Source organism: Arthrobacter sp. NPDC056691 (assembly GCF_042791415.1).
In the GTDB taxonomy this organism is placed as follows: Bacteria; Actinomycetota; Actinomycetes; order Actinomycetales; family Micrococcaceae; genus Arthrobacter.
The window spans coordinates 24,196-40,638 of sequence record NZ_JBHTXX010000043.1 but is presented as its reverse complement, the minus strand read 5'-3'; the positions used below and the strand labels follow the sequence as shown (position 1 = coordinate 40,638).

13 protein-coding genes and 2 tRNA genes are annotated in these 16,443 nt (G+C 68.1%); 5 read left to right on the top strand and 10 right to left on the bottom strand.

Translation table 11 applies throughout. The features are described from left to right. Positions 1 to 54 precede the first annotated feature (54 nt). From ACFRAU_RS23685 to ACFRAU_RS23670, 4 genes are all read right to left on the bottom strand, one after another. Positions 55 to 1,215, bottom strand: a complete 1,161-nt coding sequence (locus tag ACFRAU_RS23685; protein WP_378001721.1) for a globin domain-containing protein — start codon at positions 1,213 to 1,215, stop codon at positions 55 to 57. A 193-nt stretch (positions 1,216 to 1,408) separates the two neighbouring features. After that, positions 1,409 to 1,858 carry an RrF2 family transcriptional regulator gene (locus ACFRAU_RS23680; RefSeq protein WP_377998001.1) on the bottom strand — a complete coding sequence of 150 codons (450 nt, stop codon included), beginning with the start codon at positions 1,856 to 1,858 and terminating at the stop codon, positions 1,409 to 1,411. A gap of 43 nt (positions 1,859 to 1,901) precedes the next feature. After that, a complete protein-coding gene (locus tag ACFRAU_RS23675) occupies positions 1,902 to 2,396 on the bottom strand; it encodes a hypothetical protein (protein WP_377998003.1) in 495 nt (164 codons plus the stop codon). A gap of 9 nt (positions 2,397 to 2,405) precedes the next feature. Then, the gene (locus ACFRAU_RS23670; protein ID WP_378001720.1) at positions 2,406 to 3,824 is read right to left on the bottom strand and encodes a phosphomannomutase/phosphoglucomutase; all 1,419 of its coding nucleotides are present in this window, start codon (positions 3,822 to 3,824) and stop codon (positions 2,406 to 2,408) included. A 128-nt stretch (positions 3,825 to 3,952) separates the two neighbouring features. On the opposite strand from ACFRAU_RS23670, the gene ACFRAU_RS23665 reads away from it, so the two are divergent. Next, entirely contained in the window at positions 3,953 to 6,166 is a 2,214-nt protein-coding gene (locus tag ACFRAU_RS23665; RefSeq protein ID WP_378001719.1) for a RecQ family ATP-dependent DNA helicase, read from the top strand. On the opposite strand, the gene ACFRAU_RS23660 is transcribed toward ACFRAU_RS23665, so the two are convergent. The 3 genes from ACFRAU_RS23660 to ACFRAU_RS23650 form a co-directional block, all read right to left on the bottom strand. Continuing rightward, a complete protein-coding gene (locus tag ACFRAU_RS23660; protein ID WP_378001718.1) occupies positions 6,111 to 7,586 on the bottom strand; it encodes an MFS transporter in 1,476 nt (491 codons plus the stop codon). The two genes, ACFRAU_RS23665 and ACFRAU_RS23660, sit on opposite strands and share 56 nt — an antisense overlap. 135 nt (positions 7,587 to 7,721) lie before the next feature. Next, a tRNA-Ser gene (locus ACFRAU_RS23655) sits at positions 7,722 to 7,809 on the bottom strand. Positions 7,810 to 8,011: 202 nt separating this feature from the next. After that, a complete protein-coding gene (locus tag ACFRAU_RS23650; RefSeq protein WP_378001717.1) occupies positions 8,012 to 10,261 on the bottom strand; it encodes a prolyl oligopeptidase family protein in 2,250 nt (749 codons plus the stop codon). Positions 10,262 to 10,322: 61 nt separating this feature from the next. Between ACFRAU_RS23650 and ACFRAU_RS23645 the strand changes: the two genes are divergently transcribed. Continuing rightward, complete coding sequence (locus tag ACFRAU_RS23645; protein WP_378001716.1) at positions 10,323 to 12,284, top strand: FAD/NAD(P)-binding protein; 1,962 nt, start codon at positions 10,323 to 10,325, stop codon at positions 12,282 to 12,284. 121 nt (positions 12,285 to 12,405) lie between these two features. Here ACFRAU_RS23645 and ACFRAU_RS23640 read toward each other — a convergent pair whose 3' ends face one another. The 3 genes from ACFRAU_RS23640 to ACFRAU_RS23630 form a co-directional block, all read right to left on the bottom strand. Continuing rightward, the gene (locus ACFRAU_RS23640; protein WP_378001715.1) at positions 12,406 to 13,227 is read right to left on the bottom strand and encodes a VOC family protein; all 822 of its coding nucleotides are present in this window, start codon (positions 13,225 to 13,227) and stop codon (positions 12,406 to 12,408) included. A gap of 123 nt (positions 13,228 to 13,350) precedes the next feature. Next, on the bottom strand, positions 13,351 to 13,482 hold the full coding sequence (locus ACFRAU_RS23635) for a hypothetical protein (protein ID WP_377998011.1): 132 nt from the start codon (positions 13,480 to 13,482) through the stop codon (positions 13,351 to 13,353). 303 nt (positions 13,483 to 13,785) lie between these two features. Then, positions 13,786 to 13,873: transfer RNA gene (locus ACFRAU_RS23630), tRNA-Ser, on the bottom strand. A 113-nt stretch (positions 13,874 to 13,986) separates the two neighbouring features. Between ACFRAU_RS23630 and ACFRAU_RS23625 the strand changes: the two genes are divergently transcribed. The 3 genes from ACFRAU_RS23625 (at position 13,987) to ACFRAU_RS23615 (ending at position 16,443) form a co-directional block, all read left to right on the top strand. Then, entirely contained in the window at positions 13,987 to 14,970 is a 984-nt protein-coding gene (locus tag ACFRAU_RS23625) for an NAD(P)H-quinone oxidoreductase (RefSeq protein ID WP_378001714.1), read from the top strand. Between the two features lie 127 nt (positions 14,971 to 15,097). Further along, complete coding sequence (locus ACFRAU_RS23620) at positions 15,098 to 15,712, top strand: PadR family transcriptional regulator (RefSeq protein WP_377997655.1); 615 nt, start codon at positions 15,098 to 15,100, stop codon at positions 15,710 to 15,712. Further along, the gene (locus ACFRAU_RS23615) at positions 15,709 to 16,443 is read left to right on the top strand and encodes an ABC transporter ATP-binding protein (RefSeq protein WP_377997654.1); all 735 of its coding nucleotides are present in this window, start codon (positions 15,709 to 15,711) and stop codon (positions 16,441 to 16,443) included. The genes ACFRAU_RS23620 and ACFRAU_RS23615 overlap by 4 nt, the downstream gene beginning before the upstream one ends.

The following is a 16,443-nucleotide window of genomic DNA, read 5'->3' as shown; positions in this document are numbered from 1 at the left end:
AACGAACACTTAAGCCCCGGGGCTTAAGTGTTCGTTCGCGCTAAACAGACGCGTCTAGGCCGCCAGCCAGATGTCCGGACCGAAGACCTCGTAGTGGATCCGTGTGGCCGGGATGCCGGCGTTGATGGCCTCGTTGCGGATGTTCTTCATGAACGGCAGCGGACCGCACAGGTACAACGACGCGTTGGCGGGGAGGTCCACCTCGCGCAGGGACATGAAACCGGACTTGGACCCGGCTTCGGGCTGCTCGAGCCAAAGCTGGAGGTCGGCGCCGTTGAGGCGTTCGACGTCGTCCGTCATCTGTGAGCGCAGGGCCCAGCTGTCCAGGGTGCTTTCGGCGTGCAGCACCAGCACCTGGCGGTCGGAGCCGGCTTCGGCGAGGGAGCGCAGGATCGAGGCGGTGGGGGTGCAGCCGATGCCGGCGGAGGCAAGGACCACGGGACCGTCGCCGTCCTTCAGCGTGATTTCGCCGTAGGGGTTGGAGATCTCGATGGTGTCCCCGACCTCCACACTGTTGTGCAGCACGGGGGAGACCTCGCCGCCGTCGTCGAGCTTGGTGGTGAAGCTGCGGCTGGTGCCGGCGTCGCCGGAAAGCGAATACTGGCGGACCTGGCGGATGCCGTCCGGCAGGGTGACTTTTACGCTGACATACTGGCCGGGGAGTGCTTCGGTGACCGGGGTGTCATCTGCGGGCGCCAGGGTGAACGTCATCGATCCGGTGCCGGCGGGGGTCTTTGCGGCGACCTTCCAGGGGGTCCACATCTTGCCGTTGGCCTGGGCCGCGTAGAGGTCCTTTTCCAGCTTGATCAGGGCGTCCGCCATGAGCCAGTAGACCTCGGTCCACGCTTCGGCGATTTCCGGGGTGATGACCTCGGCCAGGTCCTCAGCGATTGCAGCGAAGAGGTGTTCGTAGACCACCTGGTACTGGGGTTCGGTGATGCCGAGGGAGGCATGGCGGTGGGCGATCCGGGACAGCACAGTCTCTGGCAGCGTGTCCGGGTTGTTCACGAGGTGGGTGGCAAAAGCGGCGATGCTGCCGGCAAGGGCCTGCTGCTGGGCCCCGTTTCGCTGGTTGGAGCGGCTGAACAGCCCGTCCAAAAGTTCAGGGTGCGCGGCGAAGAGCCGGGCGTAGAACTTGGGGGTGATCTCGCCGATTCGTGACCCGACCAGGGGAAGGGTGGCTTCGATGACAGGACGGGCTTTGTCCGAGAGCATTGACACTCCTGAGCTAGTGGTCCGGAGTCTTTGGCCGGACCGGAACTGCAGATACTAGCATTTGAAATACGAGTTTCTGCTGATTCATTTCTACACCCTGTAGAAGGGATTTTCCAAATGCGGGAGGGCGGCCGGCGGGTGCGGAGGGCGGTGCCCGGAGACCGGGCGCGGCGACGGGGTCGGTTCAGACGCTTCAGGCGCCGGGGCGGAGTCCGATGGCCTGGAACACTGGCGTCATCTGGCGTGAGGTGGGCAGTTCGGCCACCACCACGTCGTCGAGTTCGCGGTAAAACGCCTCGCGGGCCCGGGCCATGGCGCCCCGGAGCCGGCATTCGCTGATGAGCGGGCAGTTGCCGCCGGGAGCGATGCAGTCCGCAGGGTCTTCGCGGGTGTCCAGCTGCCGGAGCACCTGGCCCACGGTGACGCGGCGCCCGGCCGGGCTGAGCCGCGACCCCCCGTTGCGGCCACGCTCGACGTCGATCAGCCCGAGCATGCGCAGCTTCGCGACGGCTTTGCTGACGTGGTTGTAGGGGGTTCCCACGGCGTCCGCGACGTTCTGGGTGGTGAGAAGATCGCCCTCGGGTGAGGCAGCGAGCACCATGAGGGCGCGCAGGCTGACGTCCGCGAAGGCGTTGATTTTCATGCTACTAGCCTAACGGCCAGGGCAAATCATCGGTTTGTCCGGCCTAGCCAGCCCAGATGACAGGCTCGTTGGAGTCGGCCGCGATGTCTCCGAAATCCCACTCGCTGCCCTCTTTGCCGGGGGAGCTGATGGGCGAGTAAGGGAGGACGGCTGCGAAAACCGCGCCGTCCCGGTGTTCGGTGGCCACGTGGATGGCGTCCGAGTCCTCCTCGACCAGGGTGATGTCGCAGACGATGGCGGCGGCACGGAACTCGTCCCGGTGCTGGCGCAAAAGTTCCGTGATGTCGCGGATCATCCCGTCGGCGTCGAATTCGCTGTCCCCGTTGGCATCCGGATCTGCCGGCGAAACGGCCACGAGGCGGACGTCGCCGTCGTTCTCCACCACGAGGGCGAACGGCAGGAATCCGCCGCTGCGCTCAAGCTGCTCCTGGGCTGCCGCCAGTCCGGTGCCCAGAAGGTTTTCCAGGTCCGTGGCCGTGGCCTCCGGGACGGATGCGCGCCACGATGGCTGGGCCGGGGTCGGGTCGGGTGATGCCACCGGGCTGTCCTAGTTGCGGACCAGGGCCAGCACGCGGTCGCGCACACGCTCCATGGTGGCCCGGTCCGTGGCTTCGGCGTTCAGCCGCAGGTATGGTTCGGTGTTGGAGGGGCGCAGGTTGAACCAGAAGCTGCCGTCGGCGGCGGTGAAGGTGCTGCCGTCCAGGTGGTCCACCGCCACGTCCTCGTCCTCGAAATCGGCGCGGACGCGCTCCACGGCCCCGGCCTTGTCTTCGATTTCGGAGTTGATTTCGCCGGAGGAAACATACGGTTCGTACTCCCGGCCGAGCTCCGAAAGCGGCCCGTCCTGTTCGCCGAGGGCGGCCAGCACGTGCATGGCGGCAAGCATGCCGGTGTCCGCGTTCCAGAAGTCACGGAAGTAGAAGTGGGCGGAGTGCTCGCCGCCAAAGATCGCGCCTTCTTCTGCCATGACGGCCTTGATGAAGGAATGGCCTACCCGGGTGCGCACCGCCCGGCCGCCGTCCTCGGCGACGAGTTCCGGCACCGCGCGGGAGGTCAGGAGGTTGTGGATGATGGTGGGCGTTGCCTCGCCCTGCGCCTTCGCGCGGGCAATTTCGCGGCGGGCCACCATACCAGTGATGGCCGACGGCGAGACAGCCTCGCCCTTTTCGTCGATGACGAAGCAGCGGTCGGCGTCGCCGTCGAACGCCAGCCCGATGTCCGCGCCGTGCTCGACGACGGCGGCCTGCAGGTCGCGCAGGTTTTCCGGCTCCAGGGGGTTGGCAGGGTGATTCGGGAAGGAGCCGTCCAGTTCGAAGTAGAGCGGAACGATGTCGAAGGGCAGCTTGGGCAGCAGCGTGTCGCCCAGGACGGCAGGCGTGGTCAGTCCGGCCATGCCGTTACCGGCGTCCACCACGACCTTGAGGGGGCGCGACGCGGAGAGGTCAACGAGCGTGCGCAGGTATTCGGCGTAGTCTTTCAGCACGTCCCGGACGCCGATCTGGCCCCGCGTTTCGGCAGCAGGGATGGACCCCGTGTCCAGGTACTGCTCGGCGAGCGCCTGGATCTCCTTGAGGCCCGTCTCGGAGGAGATGGGGACGGCGCCGGCCTTGGCCATCTTGATGCCGTTGTATGCGGCGGGGTTGTGGCTCGCGGTGAACGTGGCGCCTGCGGCGTTCAGTGCTCCGCACGCGTAGTACAGCTCGTCCGTGGAGATCAGGTCCAGCAGCTGGACGTTGGCTCCGCGGGTGGCGGCGCCGCTGGCGAACGCCTTGCTGAATTCGGGGGAGGAGGGTCGCATGTCACCGCCGACCAGGACCGTCTGTCCCTCCAGGCCAAGCACGTCAACGAATGCTGCGCCTACGGCCTCGACGATTTCAGCGGTGATGGATTCGCCCACGATGCCGCGGACGTCATACGCCTTGAACGAGGCCGAAAGGTCAAAAGTACGGGTCTGGTCGCTAGTCACGGCACTTATCTTACGGGCACGCGCGCGGCGGCCTGTGGAGGGGAGGTCACAGATGTGTGTGCCGGCCGGTTGTCCACATAGCCGGCGCCCGGGTTTGGTGTGTCAGAGGCGGCTGGGATACTGAATCAATGGCAAATAACCAGCACGCTCCTGTCCTTGCTTCTGCACCCGGCCCCTCCGGTTCCGGTGCCGGGTGGGAACAGGAAACGGTCACTGGGACACGGGGCCAGGCCCTGTCGGTGCTGCGGGAGCTGGTGGGCCGGCCGGATGCCGACTTCCACGACGGCCAGTTCGAGGCCATCGAGGCACTGGTCGACGGCGGCCGCCGGACGCTCGTGGTGCAGCGGACAGGCTGGGGAAAATCAGCCGTTTACTTCGTGGCGTCTTTGCTGCTCCGGCGGCGCGGGGCGGGACCCACGCTGATCGTTTCGCCACTGCTCGCACTGATGCGGGACCAGGTGGCGGCTGCCGCCCGGGCGGGTGTTAGGGCCGTGGCCATCAACTCCGCCAACCAGCTGGAGTGGGACACGGTACGGGAGCAGCTTGCCGCGGACCAGGTGGATGTCCTGCTCGTTTCCCCCGAGCGTCTCACCAACCCCTCGTTCCGCGAGAACCAGCTGCCCGAGCTCATCCGGCGGACGGGCCTGCTGGTTATCGACGAGGCCCACTGCATCTCTGACTGGGGCCACGATTTCCGGCCCGACTACCGGCGCATAGCCGACCTCATCGCGGAACTGCCGGATACCGTGCCGGTGCTGGCCACCACGGCCACGGCCAACTCCCGGGTGGTCCACGACATCGAGGAACAGCTCGGCGACGGCGTGCTGACCATCCGCGGTGCGCTGGGCCGGGAGTCGCTGCGGCTCGGGGTCCTGGCGCTGCCCGACTCGCGCCAGCGTCTCGGCTGGCTCCTCACCCACCTGGCGGATCTGCAGGGCAGCGGGATCATCTACACCCTGACCGTTTCCGCCGCCGAGGACACCGCCAGGCTGCTCGCAGAAGCCGGTCACGAGGTACTGGCGTACACGGGCCGCACCGACCCCGCGGACCGGGAACGGGCTGAGCAGCTCCTCAAGGACAACCAGGTCAAGGCGCTCGTGGCCACTTCAGCGCTGGGGATGGGCTTCGACAAGCCGGATCTCGGTTTTGTGGTGCATCTGGGCGCACCGTCGTCGCCGGTTGCCTACTACCAGCAGGTGGGCAGGGCGGGCCGAGGCGCCGCCAACGCAGACGTCCTGCTCCTGCCCGGATCAGAGGACCGCGAAATCTGGCAGTACTTTGCCACGGCCTCCATGCCCTCAGAGGAGAAGGCCGCTGCCGTGCTGACCGCGCTGGCGGAGGCGGGTGCGGCCGTCTCCACTGTGGCTTTGGAAGCCCGCGTGGACCTCCGCCGGACGCCCCTGGAACTCCTGCTGAAGGTGCTCGCCGTGGACGGAGCGGTCGAACGCGTGGGCGGCGGCTGGCGCTCCACCGGCATGCCGTGGACGTACGACGCCGAACGGTACCACCGCATCGCGGAGGCCCGGGTGGACGAGCAGGACTCCATGGTCATCTACCAGGACACCGCCGGGTGCCGGATGGAGTACATCACCTCCGTCCTGGACGACGAGACCGCCGCTGCCTGCGGCCGGTGCGACAACTGCGCCGGCCGGTGGTTCCCCGCGGAGATCGCCGCCACAGCCACGGAGGCTGCCGGGCAGACGCTCAGCCGCGCCGGCATCGTTCTGGAGTCCCGGCTTCAATGGCCCAGCGGAATGGACCGCCTGGGGGTGCCGGTGAAGGGCAAGATCAAACCCGACGAAAACACGGCGGACGGCCGGGTCCTCGCCAGGCTGACGGACCTGGGCTGGGGCGGCGCCCTGCGCGAACTTTTCGCGGCCGGCGCTCCGGACCGCGCCGTCGATCCCGGCATGCTGCAGGCCTGCGTCCAGGTGCTGCGCGAATGGGGCGCCGGCGATTCCCGGATTCCCGGCTGGAGCGGCGCAGGCCGGCCGGCCGCCATTGTCAGCCTGCCTTCGCGCAGCAGGCCCCAACTCGTGGAGTCCCTGGCCCAGGGCATCTCCCAGATCGGCCGCATCCCGTACATCGGCCAGCTGCAGCTCGAACACGGCGGGCCCACCGGCGGACGCGGCGGCAACAGCGCCTACCGGCTGGCAGGTGTGTGGGACCGTCTCGTGGTGGGGGAGTCACTGGCGGCTGAGCTCGCTGGCCTGGGCGGCGGCAGCGTGATGCTCATCGACGACCTCGTGGACAGCCGGTGGACGGTCACCGTCGCGGGACGTGCCCTCAGGCGGGCCGGTGCGGGCGCGGTGCTTCCGCTGGCGCTGGCCCAGGCCGGCTGACCTCGGCGCCCGCGTGCCGGTGCAGCAGAAGGCTGTCGAGGGTGCTGAGCAGCATCAGCACGGCAATCGAGAGGAACGCGCCGCGGTAGGCGGCCACGCCGCTGCCGTCGGGTCCGGCTGACAGGATGCCGTCAACCCCGGACGAGAGCAGCGAATCCGACTCGAAGAGGCGCAGCAGCAGGGCGCCCACCGCGATTCCGGCCCCGGTGGCCAGCTGAACGATCGCGGCCGAAACGGCGTTGGCAGACGTCAGCTGCCCGGGCTGGATATCGGCGTACTGGACAGATGCGTAGGCGGAGAAGCCGATGGACCGGAACACCCCGCTGCACACGAGCAGCGCGAACACCAGCGGTTCCGGCGTGGCCGGGGTCAGCATCGCGCAGAGGGCGAAGGTGGCAGCCGAGGCCAGGGACGCGAAGACCAACACCGGTTTGAAACCGAAACGCCTGATGAGCGGCGTCGTCGCCGGTTTGATCCCGATGTTCCCGATAAACACGGCGGCCACCATGATGCCCGCATGCAGGGGGCTCCAGCCGAAGCCGTTCTGGAACATCAGCGGCAACAGGAACGGCACGGCGCTGATGGTCAGCCGGTAGATGAAGCCGCCCGAGTTGGTGGCCCGGAAGGTGCGGGTGCCAAACACTGTCAGGTCGAACAACGGATGGGCCGCGCGGCGCATCCAAAGGACCGCCGCTGCCAGTGCGAGAACCCCGGCCAGAATGCTCGGCCAGGTCCAAAAGCCGCCGGGGTGGCCGCTGGCCAGTTCCAGGCCCGCTACCAGCGCTCCCACGCCGGCCGTTGTGAGGGCTAGCCCCAGCCAGTCCAGCCGGCGGCTCCGGTTGCCGGGGACCGCGGGGATCAGGCGCAGGGCGGCCAGGAAGGCAGCGGCGCCGAGTGGCAGGTTGATCAGGAAGATCCAGTGCCAGGACAGGTAGGTGGTCAGCGCGCCGCCCACGAGTGGCGCCAGGACCGGAGCCAGCAACCCGGGCCAGACGAGATAGGCCGTGGCGCGCAGCAGATCCGACTTCGGCGTCCCGCGAAGCACCAGCAGCGTACCCACCGGCACCATCATCGCCCCGCCCAGGCCCTGCAGGACGCGGCTGACGGTCAGCACGGTGAGGTCCTGGCTGGCGGCGCACAGCAGCGACGCGACCGTGAAGACAGCGATGGCCAGGCAGAATATCCGCCGGGCCCCGAGGCGCTCGGCCAGCCAGCCGCTCAGCGGGATGCCCATGGCCACCGTCATCAGGTAGGCGGTCATGGTGATGTTCACGCTGGCCGACGGCACGCCGAAGTCCCCGGCGATGCTCGGGATGGCGGTCGTCAGGACGGTTCCGTCCAGGAATTCCATGAAGAACGTGGCCGCCACAAGCAGGGCCAGCCTGGGGCTCCAGGCCTCGTTGGCAGAAAGCTTGTTCATGGAGTCATCCTGCCACCGGAAAGCGCTTTATCGCCTTGAGCGTCCGGCACGCGGACGGCCGTCAAGCCCCGCAAAGGCGAAGGGAAGGATGCCCGGGAACGCAAAAGGCCCCGGTCCGAGGACCGGGGCCAAACGCGGAGACGGGGGGATTTGAACCCCCGGTGGAGTTGTGCCCCACACTTCATTAGCAGTGAAGCCCATTCGGCCGCTCTGGCACGTCTCCAATTGCTATTCCTAGCCCACCAAGGATACGCAGAACCGGCCATCCAGTGCAAAACGGCCGCGGTGGCCCGCCCAAATCGCACCAGCCCCCGCAAATCACAGGAGTTTTTGTCCAGATAATGGGAGCCCAAGTGGCTCTAACTCGCGATATCTGGACAAAAACTCCAGGAGGGTTGGCGCCGTCGTCCCGAGGGAGCCCGCGGTCAGGCCGTGCCTTCTGCCAGCGCCTTCCACAGGAAGTGCTGGCTGCGGCCCTGGAGCGCGGCTGCCTGCCGGTTGTCCGAGGCGCCGGCATGCCCGCCCTCGAGCGCTTCGTGGAACCAGACGTTGGGGATGCCCATGGCCAGCATGCGCGCGGCCATCTTCCGGGCCTGCACGGGGCCCACCCTGTCGTCGGACGTCGCGGTCCAGATGAAGGTTTCCGGATACTCCACGCCGTCCCTCAGTTGGTGGTATGGCGAGAAGGTTTTGATGAATTCCCAGTGCTCGGGCAGATCTGGGTCCCCGTACTCCGCAATCCACGAGTGGCCGGCCGACAGCTTGGTGTACCGGCGCATGTCCAGCAGCGGCACTCCGCAGGACACGGCACCAAACAGCTCGGGGTACCGCGTGAGCATGTTGCCCACGAGCAGGCCACCGTTGGAGCCGCCGACGCAGCCGAGCCGCTCCCGGCTGGTGACGCCCCGCGAGATCAGGTCCATTGCCACCGCCGCGAAGTCCTCGTAGGCGCGGTGCCGGTTCTCCTGCAGCGCCGCCCGGTGCCAGGCGGGGCCGTATTCCCCGCCGCCGCGGATGTTGGCCACGACGTACACGCCGCCCCGGCTGTGCCCCTCCGGAACGCCGTCGCCTGGAACTGCGGCGGTGCGCCGCTCCAGCCACGCCCGCCCGATGGTGCCGCTGTACGCCGGCGTGCGCGAGACCTCAAAGCCCCCGTAGCCGGAGAGCTGCGTAGGGTTCTGCCCGTCGAGGACCAGGCCCCGCGCGGCCACCTGGAAGTACGGCACCTTCGTGCCGTCCGCGGAAACGGCGAAATGCTGCTGCACCTCGTAGTCCGCTTCATTGAAGAACGACGGCGACGCCTTGACTTCCGCATGGCTGCTCACCACGCCTGCCACGGCAGTTCCGCCGGAAGCCGCACCGTCGGCGGTGCCCCGGGCCAGATTGCCCCGGGTGAGGGTGCCGCGGGTCAGGGTGCTGGGCGTCGTGAACCCGGTGGCCACGAGCCAGAAGTCGTCCCCGGCCCCGCCTTCCGCCTCGTCCTCGTCCTCGTCATCGACGGCGAAGGCGTTGACATCGTGCAGCGGCGGGCAGGCATCCAGCGGGGACGAAGACCAGGAGTCGGCAGCATCCAGCACCCGGATTTCCGAGGACACGTCCTTCAGCAGGTTCAGCAGCAGGAAGTTTCGCGTCCAGCTCCAGGACTGAAGCGAGGTGTGCGCGTCCGGGGCGAAGAGAACCGTGATGGCCCGCCCGCCGGCCAGGTACGCCTGAAAATCAGCGGCGAGCAGGGAGCCGGCCGCGTACGTGGTGCCGTTCACCGTCCAGTCGCGCTGGGGCCGGAACAGCAGCCATTCCCGGTGCACGCCGGTGTTCACGTCGGTGGGCACGTCCACCGGCACCCAGTCACCGTCCTGCAGTACGGACGTGCGGCGGTTGAAGAAGTCGATCCAGTCCACCGCGAACGTCCGCTCAAAGCCGGGCGTGGAGTCGTGGGCCACGATCGCCATCATGTGGTCCTCGGCAATTTCGAAGATGCGCGGCGCGTCGGCCAGGACCTGGCCCCGGCGGAGCCGCACGGCGGTGCGGGCGTACGAGGACGCCGTGCGGGGCAGGTCGCCGGCGGTGCTGGCGACCAGCAGCGTGTCCGCATCGAGCCACGAGACGTTACCCTTCGCCGTCGGGAGGTCAAAGCCGCCCGCGGCGGGATCAACGAAGGTACGGGTTTCGACGTCGAACTCGCGGTAGCGGTTGGCGTCGCCGCCGTCGGGGGAGAGCGCCAAGAGCGCCCGCCGGTACGGCTGCCCGGGTTCCGGCCGCAGCAGATTTGCCCCGTGGAAGACCCATTCCACGCCGTCGGCGGCCGCCAGGGCATCCACATCGAGCAGCACGTCCCACTCCGGGGTGTCGCTGCAGTAGCTCTCCCAGCTGGTCCGGCGCCACAGGCCCTTGGGGTTCTGCCGGTCCTTCCAGAAGTTGTAGTACCACTCGCCATGCTTGCTCACCATGGCGATCTTGTCCGTGGAGTCCAGCACCTCGAGGATGTCGCCCTCGAGCCGGGCATAGTCGGCGTCCTCCAGCAGGTCCTCCGTTCGGGCATTCTGCTCGCGTACCCAGGCCAGCTGTTCCTCGCCGTAGATGTCCTCCAGCCAGATGTTCTCGTCGGTGGGCGCGGGCGCGGTCTCGGGAGGAACGGCGCCGGACGCGGGGGCAGAATCAGCTGCGGTGGTGGTCATGCGCCCATCCAAACAACATCCCCGCTCAGCTAGCAAGTCACATGCCGATACTCTGGAAGGCGTGGTTATTTCGCAGAGCATCCGGACAGCGCTGATTGGCGCCGGTCCGAGGGGTACCAGCGTGCTGGAGCGGCTGCTCGCCAACTGGTCCGCCGGCCGCCCTGCCGGAGCCCGCCTGCACATCGACGTTATCGATCCCTTTCCGGCCGGTCCGGGGCATGTCTGGCAGCCCGGACAGTCGCGCCTGTACCTGATGAACACGCAGTCGTTCTACCCCACGCTGGTTCCCGAGGACACGGGACTGGCCGCACCGGTGGCGGGCACCACCTTCGACCGCTGGCGGACAGCCCAGCAGCACAGCCCCCTGCCGGAGCTCTCCGACGACGAGCGGGCCGAGCTCGCCGTGCTGGGATCCGGTGACTTCCCCAGCCGCGCCATCTACGGCCGCTACCTGCGGTCCACCTTCCAGGAGCTGCTCGCGGCGCTGCCCGACGGCGTCACCGTAGAAATGCACCAGGCGACGGCCACCGCTGCGCGCCGCCGGCCGGACGGGACGTTCGACGTCCAACTGGACGGAGGAGAACCACTCACCGTCGACTCTGTCGTCCTCGCGCTGGGCCACCTCGCATCCCGCCTCAGCCCCGAACAGCGCGAACTCCAGGCAGCTGCAGCCCAACTGGGCCTGCGCTATCTCCCGCCCGCTGTCCCGGCAGACGTCGACTGGGGGGTGGTTCCGGCCCAGGAACCGGTCCTGGTCCGCGGGATGGGCCTGAACTTTTTTGACGTGATGGGCCAGCTCACGGAGGGCAGGGGCGGGAAGTTCGTGGAGGCAGGGGACCGGCTCGAGTACCTGCCCTCGGGCCAGGAGCCTCTGATCTTCGCCGCGTCCCGGCGCGGAACCCCCTACCGGTCCAAGGCCAACCTCGCGGGGTACTACCCGGCGTCGGTCACGCTCCGCTACTTCACCGGGAAGGCGCTGCAGAGGTTCGCTGCGGCCGGGATCGTTCCGGCATTCGACCACGACCTCTGGCCGCTCCTGCACCGGGACGCGCTCTGGGCCTATTACACAACCCTCGTGCGCTCGCAGCCGGACGCCGTGCAGGACCATGCCGCGTTCCTCAAAGAGCTGGACGAGGCCCTGCACCCGCATGCCCACGGCACCGGCCGGTGGGAAGAGGACTTCAACGCCGTCGTCGGCCGCCATGTCCGTCCGGGCGGCCGGCTGGACCTGCGCGGCCTTGCGGCCCCGCTGTCCGGGCGGAGCTTTACCTCGCGCGGCGAGCTGGATGCCGCCGTCGTCGATTACCTCGACGACGACGCCCGGCGCTCGGCGCTCGGCGAGGACGACCCCGTCAAGATGGCCATCGGTGCCCTGCACCACGGCCGTGCCGTACTGAAATCGGTGGTGGCCGACGGCGGCATCACCGATGAGTCGTGGGTCGCCGGCCTGCGGGGCTGGTTTGAGTCGCTGGTGGAGGGCCTCGCCAGCGGTCCTCCGGCGCTGCGCGCCGAACAGCTCGCGGCACTGGCACGCGCAGGAATTGTCAGCTTCGTGGGCCCGGATCCCAAGTTCGGCGTGGCCCGCGGCAAGCGTGCCTTCACCGCCGCCTCGCCGTGGGTACGCGGCGGTGCCGCGGAAGCACACACGCTGGTGGAGGCCCTGGCGCCGGCCAACCGGGTGGCCTTCAACGAGTCCCCGCTGCTGGAACAGCTCCTCGCCGACGGGCTCGTGCGGCCGCGGACCATGATGACGGTGGAAGGCACGCCGGTCCAGTCCTCCGGGCTCGACGTCCGCCCGCACCCGTACCGGCCTGTGGCGGCGAATGGCGAGGTCACAGACCGGATGTACGTGCTGGGGCTTCAGCTCTCGGCCACGCAGTGGGGAACGGCCATCGCCGCCGAAGCCGCCCAGCAGGCCGGTCCCGTGTACCCCAGCGGGCAGCGCACGCTCCGCGACGCCGACGAGATTGCCCGCGCCATCCTGGGCCTGAGCCCAAACGCTTCCTCAGTTCCTGCCGCCTGAGCCCAAACGCTTCCTCAGTTCCTGCCGCCTGAGCCCGAACGCTTCCTCAGGTCAGCACAAAAGAATGCCGGCCGGCAGCTTCCCCTGGGAAGCTACCGGCCGGCATTTGTTCAGAAGGTGCTTACAGGGCGCCCTGTCCGCCGGTCCCGGCGTCGGCCGCGTTGCCCTGGCCCGTGTCAGCCACGACCTTGAACCTGGCCCCGGTGGGGTCCGTCAGCGTGGCCAGCCGGCCGTGCGGTGTGTCATCCGGCCCGTCAACGAGGGTCGCGCCCAGGCTGACCGCCTTGTCGATGGAAGCGTCGGCGTCCTCGACGGCGAAATAGACAACCCAGTTGGAGGGGACCTCGGCGGGCAGGTCGGCTGTGGCGTCGTAGATTCCGGCTTTGGCGTCCCGGCCTGCCCCCATGGTGGTGTAGCGGAACTCCGGGGTGTCGCTCATGACGTCGGTGTTCCAGCCGAACACCTCCTCGTAGAACTTCACCGCGGCGGCATAGTCCTTGGTGTGAAGCTCGTGCCAGGCCGGGGCGCCGGGCTCGCCCACAAGCTCGTAACCGCGCATCTCCCGAGGCTGCCACACACCAATCGCGGCGCCGGAGGCATCACCGAAGAACGCCATGTGGCCCTGTTCCGGGACGTCCATGGGTTCCATGTACACCTGGCCACCGTTGGCGGCAACGGCCGCGGCTGTTGCGGCGGCGTCGTCGGACCACAGGTAGGTGGACCACGTGTCCGGCATACCTGCCTGGTCCTCCTGCTTCTGCATGATGCCGGCGACGGTCTTGCCGTTCTTTTGGGCGGTGATGTAGCCGCCGTATTTTTCCTGGTCTCCGGTCTGGAACTCCCAGCCGAACAGCTCGCCATAGAACTGTTTCGCCTGGTTGGCGTCGGTGGTCATGAGGTCGACCCAGCAGGGGGCGCCGGGCGTGGGTTCGGGCGTAGGCATGGTCTGCTCCTGGTGTGGTTTGCGGGATATCCCGCAGGTCATGGAGGTGCTACGGACAGAACTGACCCTATGCCGGGGGTGTGACAGTTTTCAATGGGGCCGCGGTCAGCGCCGGGAGTGCCGTCAGCGCTGGTCAGAGTAGGACGTGGCAGGCTCCTGGTCGTCGTCGGCCTCGATCCAGTCGATGAAGTCCTTCAGCGACATGCACCAGTAGTAGTCCGAGTACCGCAGGCCCTGCTTCTCGGCCTTGCTCATGACCTCGACCCCCCACATGCAACGGTGGATGCGGAAGCTCTTCCCCCGTTCGCGGGAAAGAGCGGTGCTGATACAAGTGAACGCCTTTGGGCAGGGCCGCGCATGAGTGGCGCGTACTCGAATTCTGCCGGACAGGTACTCGGACTACCTGATTTTGGGCCCGCTGCCTGCGGCCCTACTTGCCCGTAAAAATGGACACTGCCTGCCCACGCAAAAGGCCGGCCGGACCAACCTTTCGGTTGGCCCGGCCGGCCTTCAAAATGGCCGTCATTGCGGTGCATTTCGCACCGCGCCGGCCCTGCGCGGAAGGTAAGAGATTCGAACTCTTGGTACGGGGTTACCGCACACTGGTTTTCAAGACCAGCTCCTTCGGCCGCTCGGACAACCTTCCCTAACTAGTAGTGTTTCATAGGCAGTTGGCTCCAACAAAAACCGCCGCGTGGCAGTTGTCGCCGGTGCACAGTATTTTTGGGGCAGGAATCAGCTAGAAATCGGGAGTTCGCCATGAAAGCCGTCTTTATCTCGGAGCCCGGCGGGCCGGAAGTGCTGGAAATCCGCGAGGTGCCGGCTCCCGAGCCGGGCCAGGGCGAGGTCCTCATCGATGTTGTGGCAGCGGGCCTTAACCGCGCCGACGTCCAGCAGCGGAGGGGCTACTACCCGCCCCCGCCGGGTGCTTCGGAGATCCCCGGGCTGGAGGTTTCCGGCAGGATCGCGGGCTTCGGCCCCGGCGTCACCAAGCCGTTTTCCATCGGGGACAAGGTGGTGGCGCTGCTGTCCGGGGGCGGCTACGCGCAGCAGGTCGCGGTGCCCTCGGAACAGGTGCTGAGGATTCCCGACGGCGTGGACCTGGTTACCGCTGCGGCCCTGCCTGAGGTGGCGGCCACCGTGTACTCAAATCTGGTCATGACCGCGCAGCTGCAGCCGGGGGAGACGGTCCTGATCCACGGGGCCACGGGAGGCATCGGCACCATGGCCATCCAGCTGGCCAAGGCCCTGGGTGCCACCGTGGCTGCCACCGCGGGCACCGAGGAGAAAGTCAGCACCGCCAAGGCGTTCCTTGGTGCGGACATCGCCATCAACTATGCGGAGGAAGACTTCGCCGAGAGCCTCCGCGCCCAAAACGGGGGCAAGGGAGCCGACGTCATCCTGGACGTTGTGGGCGCCAAGTACCTGCAGAAGAATGTTGATGCGCTGGCGGATTACGGCCGGCTCATCGTCATCGGGCTGCAGGGCGGCGCCAAGGGGGAACTGGACCTCGGCCAGCTGCTGCGCAAACGCGCGGCCATCGTGGCCACGGCGCTCCGGCCTCGCCCGGCTGCGGAGAAGGGCGTCATCATGACGGCGGTGCGGGACTCCGTTTGGCCCCTCGTCGCTGATGGCCGGATCCACCCGCTGGTGGCCAAGACCTTCCCGCTGGACCAGGCCAGGGCGGCCCACAGGTACTTCGACTCCGGCGAGCACGTGGGCAAGGTCCTGCTGGTGATGTAACGCCGCAGCGGGACGATAGATACTCAGTATTGCGATAGCCCGAAAGGCCGGCTAGGCTCTGAACATACGCGGTATGCACGCGTCTTGGGGGCGCGTGCATGCCGCCGACTTCCAGCCAAGGAGCCAGATGTCCATCCGCCACAGCCTCCTCGCCCTCCTGCAGGACCAGCCGCGTTACGGCTACCAGCTCAGGGTCGAATTCGAAGACCGCACCGGCTCCACCTGGCCGCTGAACATCGGGCAGGTCTACACCACCCTCGACCGGTTGGAACGTGACGGCCTGGTCAGCAACGACGGCGGCGACGGCGAAGGCCACGTCGTGTACAGCATCACCGCAGCCGGCAGGGCCGAGGTGCAGGGCTGGTTTGCGACGCCGGTGGAGCGCAGCAACCCGCCGCGGAACGAGCTCGCCATCAAGCTGGCGCTCGCGGTCACCTTGCCCGGGGTGGACGTGGCAGCCATCATCCAGGCCCAGCGCGCCGCGTCCATGCGCGCCCTCCAGGACTACACGAAGTCCCGCCGGGACACCGCCGCCAACCAGCGGGCGGCGGACACGGCCTGGCTGCTGGTGCTGGATTCGCTGATCTTCCAGACGGAGGCAGAGGTCCGCTGGCTGGACCTGTGCGAGGCCCGGATGGTGCAGCTGGCACAGGCCTCCGGGACGCGCAGCCAGGCACGCAAACCGTCCAACGGGGTCACTGTGGAAGAGGCTGCCCCGCTCACGGCGGAGAACCGCCGGTGAGTGTGCAGGGGCCGCAGCAGGTCCTCGAGCTCGCCAAGGTCAGCAGGACGTTCGGGCAGGGAGCGACGGCCGTTGCCGCCCTCCGGGATGTGGACCTCACGGTCAACGCCGGGGAATTCGTTGCGGTGATGGGGCCGTCCGGATCCGGAAAATCATCCCTGCTGGCGCTGGCCGGCGGACTGGACCGGCCGACGTCGGGCGGTGTCTTTGTGGAGTCAACGCCCCTGGCAGGACTGGGGCTGAACGCGCTGGCACGGCTCCGCCGCCGTGCCGTTGGCTACGTCTTCCAGGACTTCAACCTGGTGCCCACACTGTCGGCCGCGGAAAATGTCGCCCTGCCGCTCGAGCTCGACGGCGTGCCGGCCAGGAAAGCGCACCGGCAGGCACTGGACGCCCTGCGGCAGGTGGGGATCCCGGAGCTGGCGAACCGGTTCATGGATGAAATGTCCGGCGGGCAGCAACAGCGCGTGGCCATCGCACGCGCCATCGTGGGGAGCCGCCGGCTGATCCTCGCCGACGAACCCACCGGCGCGCTGGATTCCACCACCGGCCACGGCGTGATGGAGGTGCTCCGCTCCCGGGCCGACGATGGCGCCGCCGTCATGCTGGTCACGCACGAGGCACGCCATGCGGCGTGGGCGGACCGCGTGGTGTTTATCCGCGACGGCCGGATCGTGGACGAGGCAGCGGCCATGCACGATCCCGCAATTCTCCTGGCACCGGCCGGCTGA

What these genes read in the sequence shown, in the direction of transcription:
- ACFRAU_RS23685 (WP_378001721.1), bottom strand. Translation starts at nt 1,215, where the DNA reads ATGCTCTCGGACAAAGCCCGTCCTGTCATCGAAGCCACCCTTCCCCTG.
- ACFRAU_RS23680 (WP_377998001.1), bottom strand. Translation starts at nt 1,858, where the DNA reads ATGAAAATCAACGCCTTCGCGGACGTCAGCCTGCGCGCCCTCATGGTG.
- ACFRAU_RS23665 (WP_378001719.1), top strand. Translation starts at nt 3,953, where the DNA reads ATGGCAAATAACCAGCACGCTCCTGTCCTTGCTTCTGCACCCGGCCCC.
- ACFRAU_RS23660 (WP_378001718.1), bottom strand. Translation starts at nt 7,586, where the DNA reads ATGAACAAGCTTTCTGCCAACGAGGCCTGGAGCCCCAGGCTGGCCCTG.
- ACFRAU_RS23650 (WP_378001717.1), bottom strand. Translation starts at nt 10,261, where the DNA reads ATGACCACCACCGCAGCTGATTCTGCCCCCGCGTCCGGCGCCGTTCCT.
- ACFRAU_RS23640 (WP_378001715.1), bottom strand. Translation starts at nt 13,227, where the DNA reads ATGCCTACGCCCGAACCCACGCCCGGCGCCCCCTGCTGGGTCGACCTC.
- ACFRAU_RS23635 (WP_377998011.1), bottom strand. Translation starts at nt 13,482, where the DNA reads ATGAGCAAGGCCGAGAAGCAGGGCCTGCGGTACTCGGACTACTACTGG.
- ACFRAU_RS23625 (WP_378001714.1), top strand. Translation starts at nt 13,987, where the DNA reads ATGAAAGCCGTCTTTATCTCGGAGCCCGGCGGGCCGGAAGTGCTGGAA.
- ACFRAU_RS23620 (WP_377997655.1), top strand. Translation starts at nt 15,098, where the DNA reads ATGTCCATCCGCCACAGCCTCCTCGCCCTCCTGCAGGACCAGCCGCGT.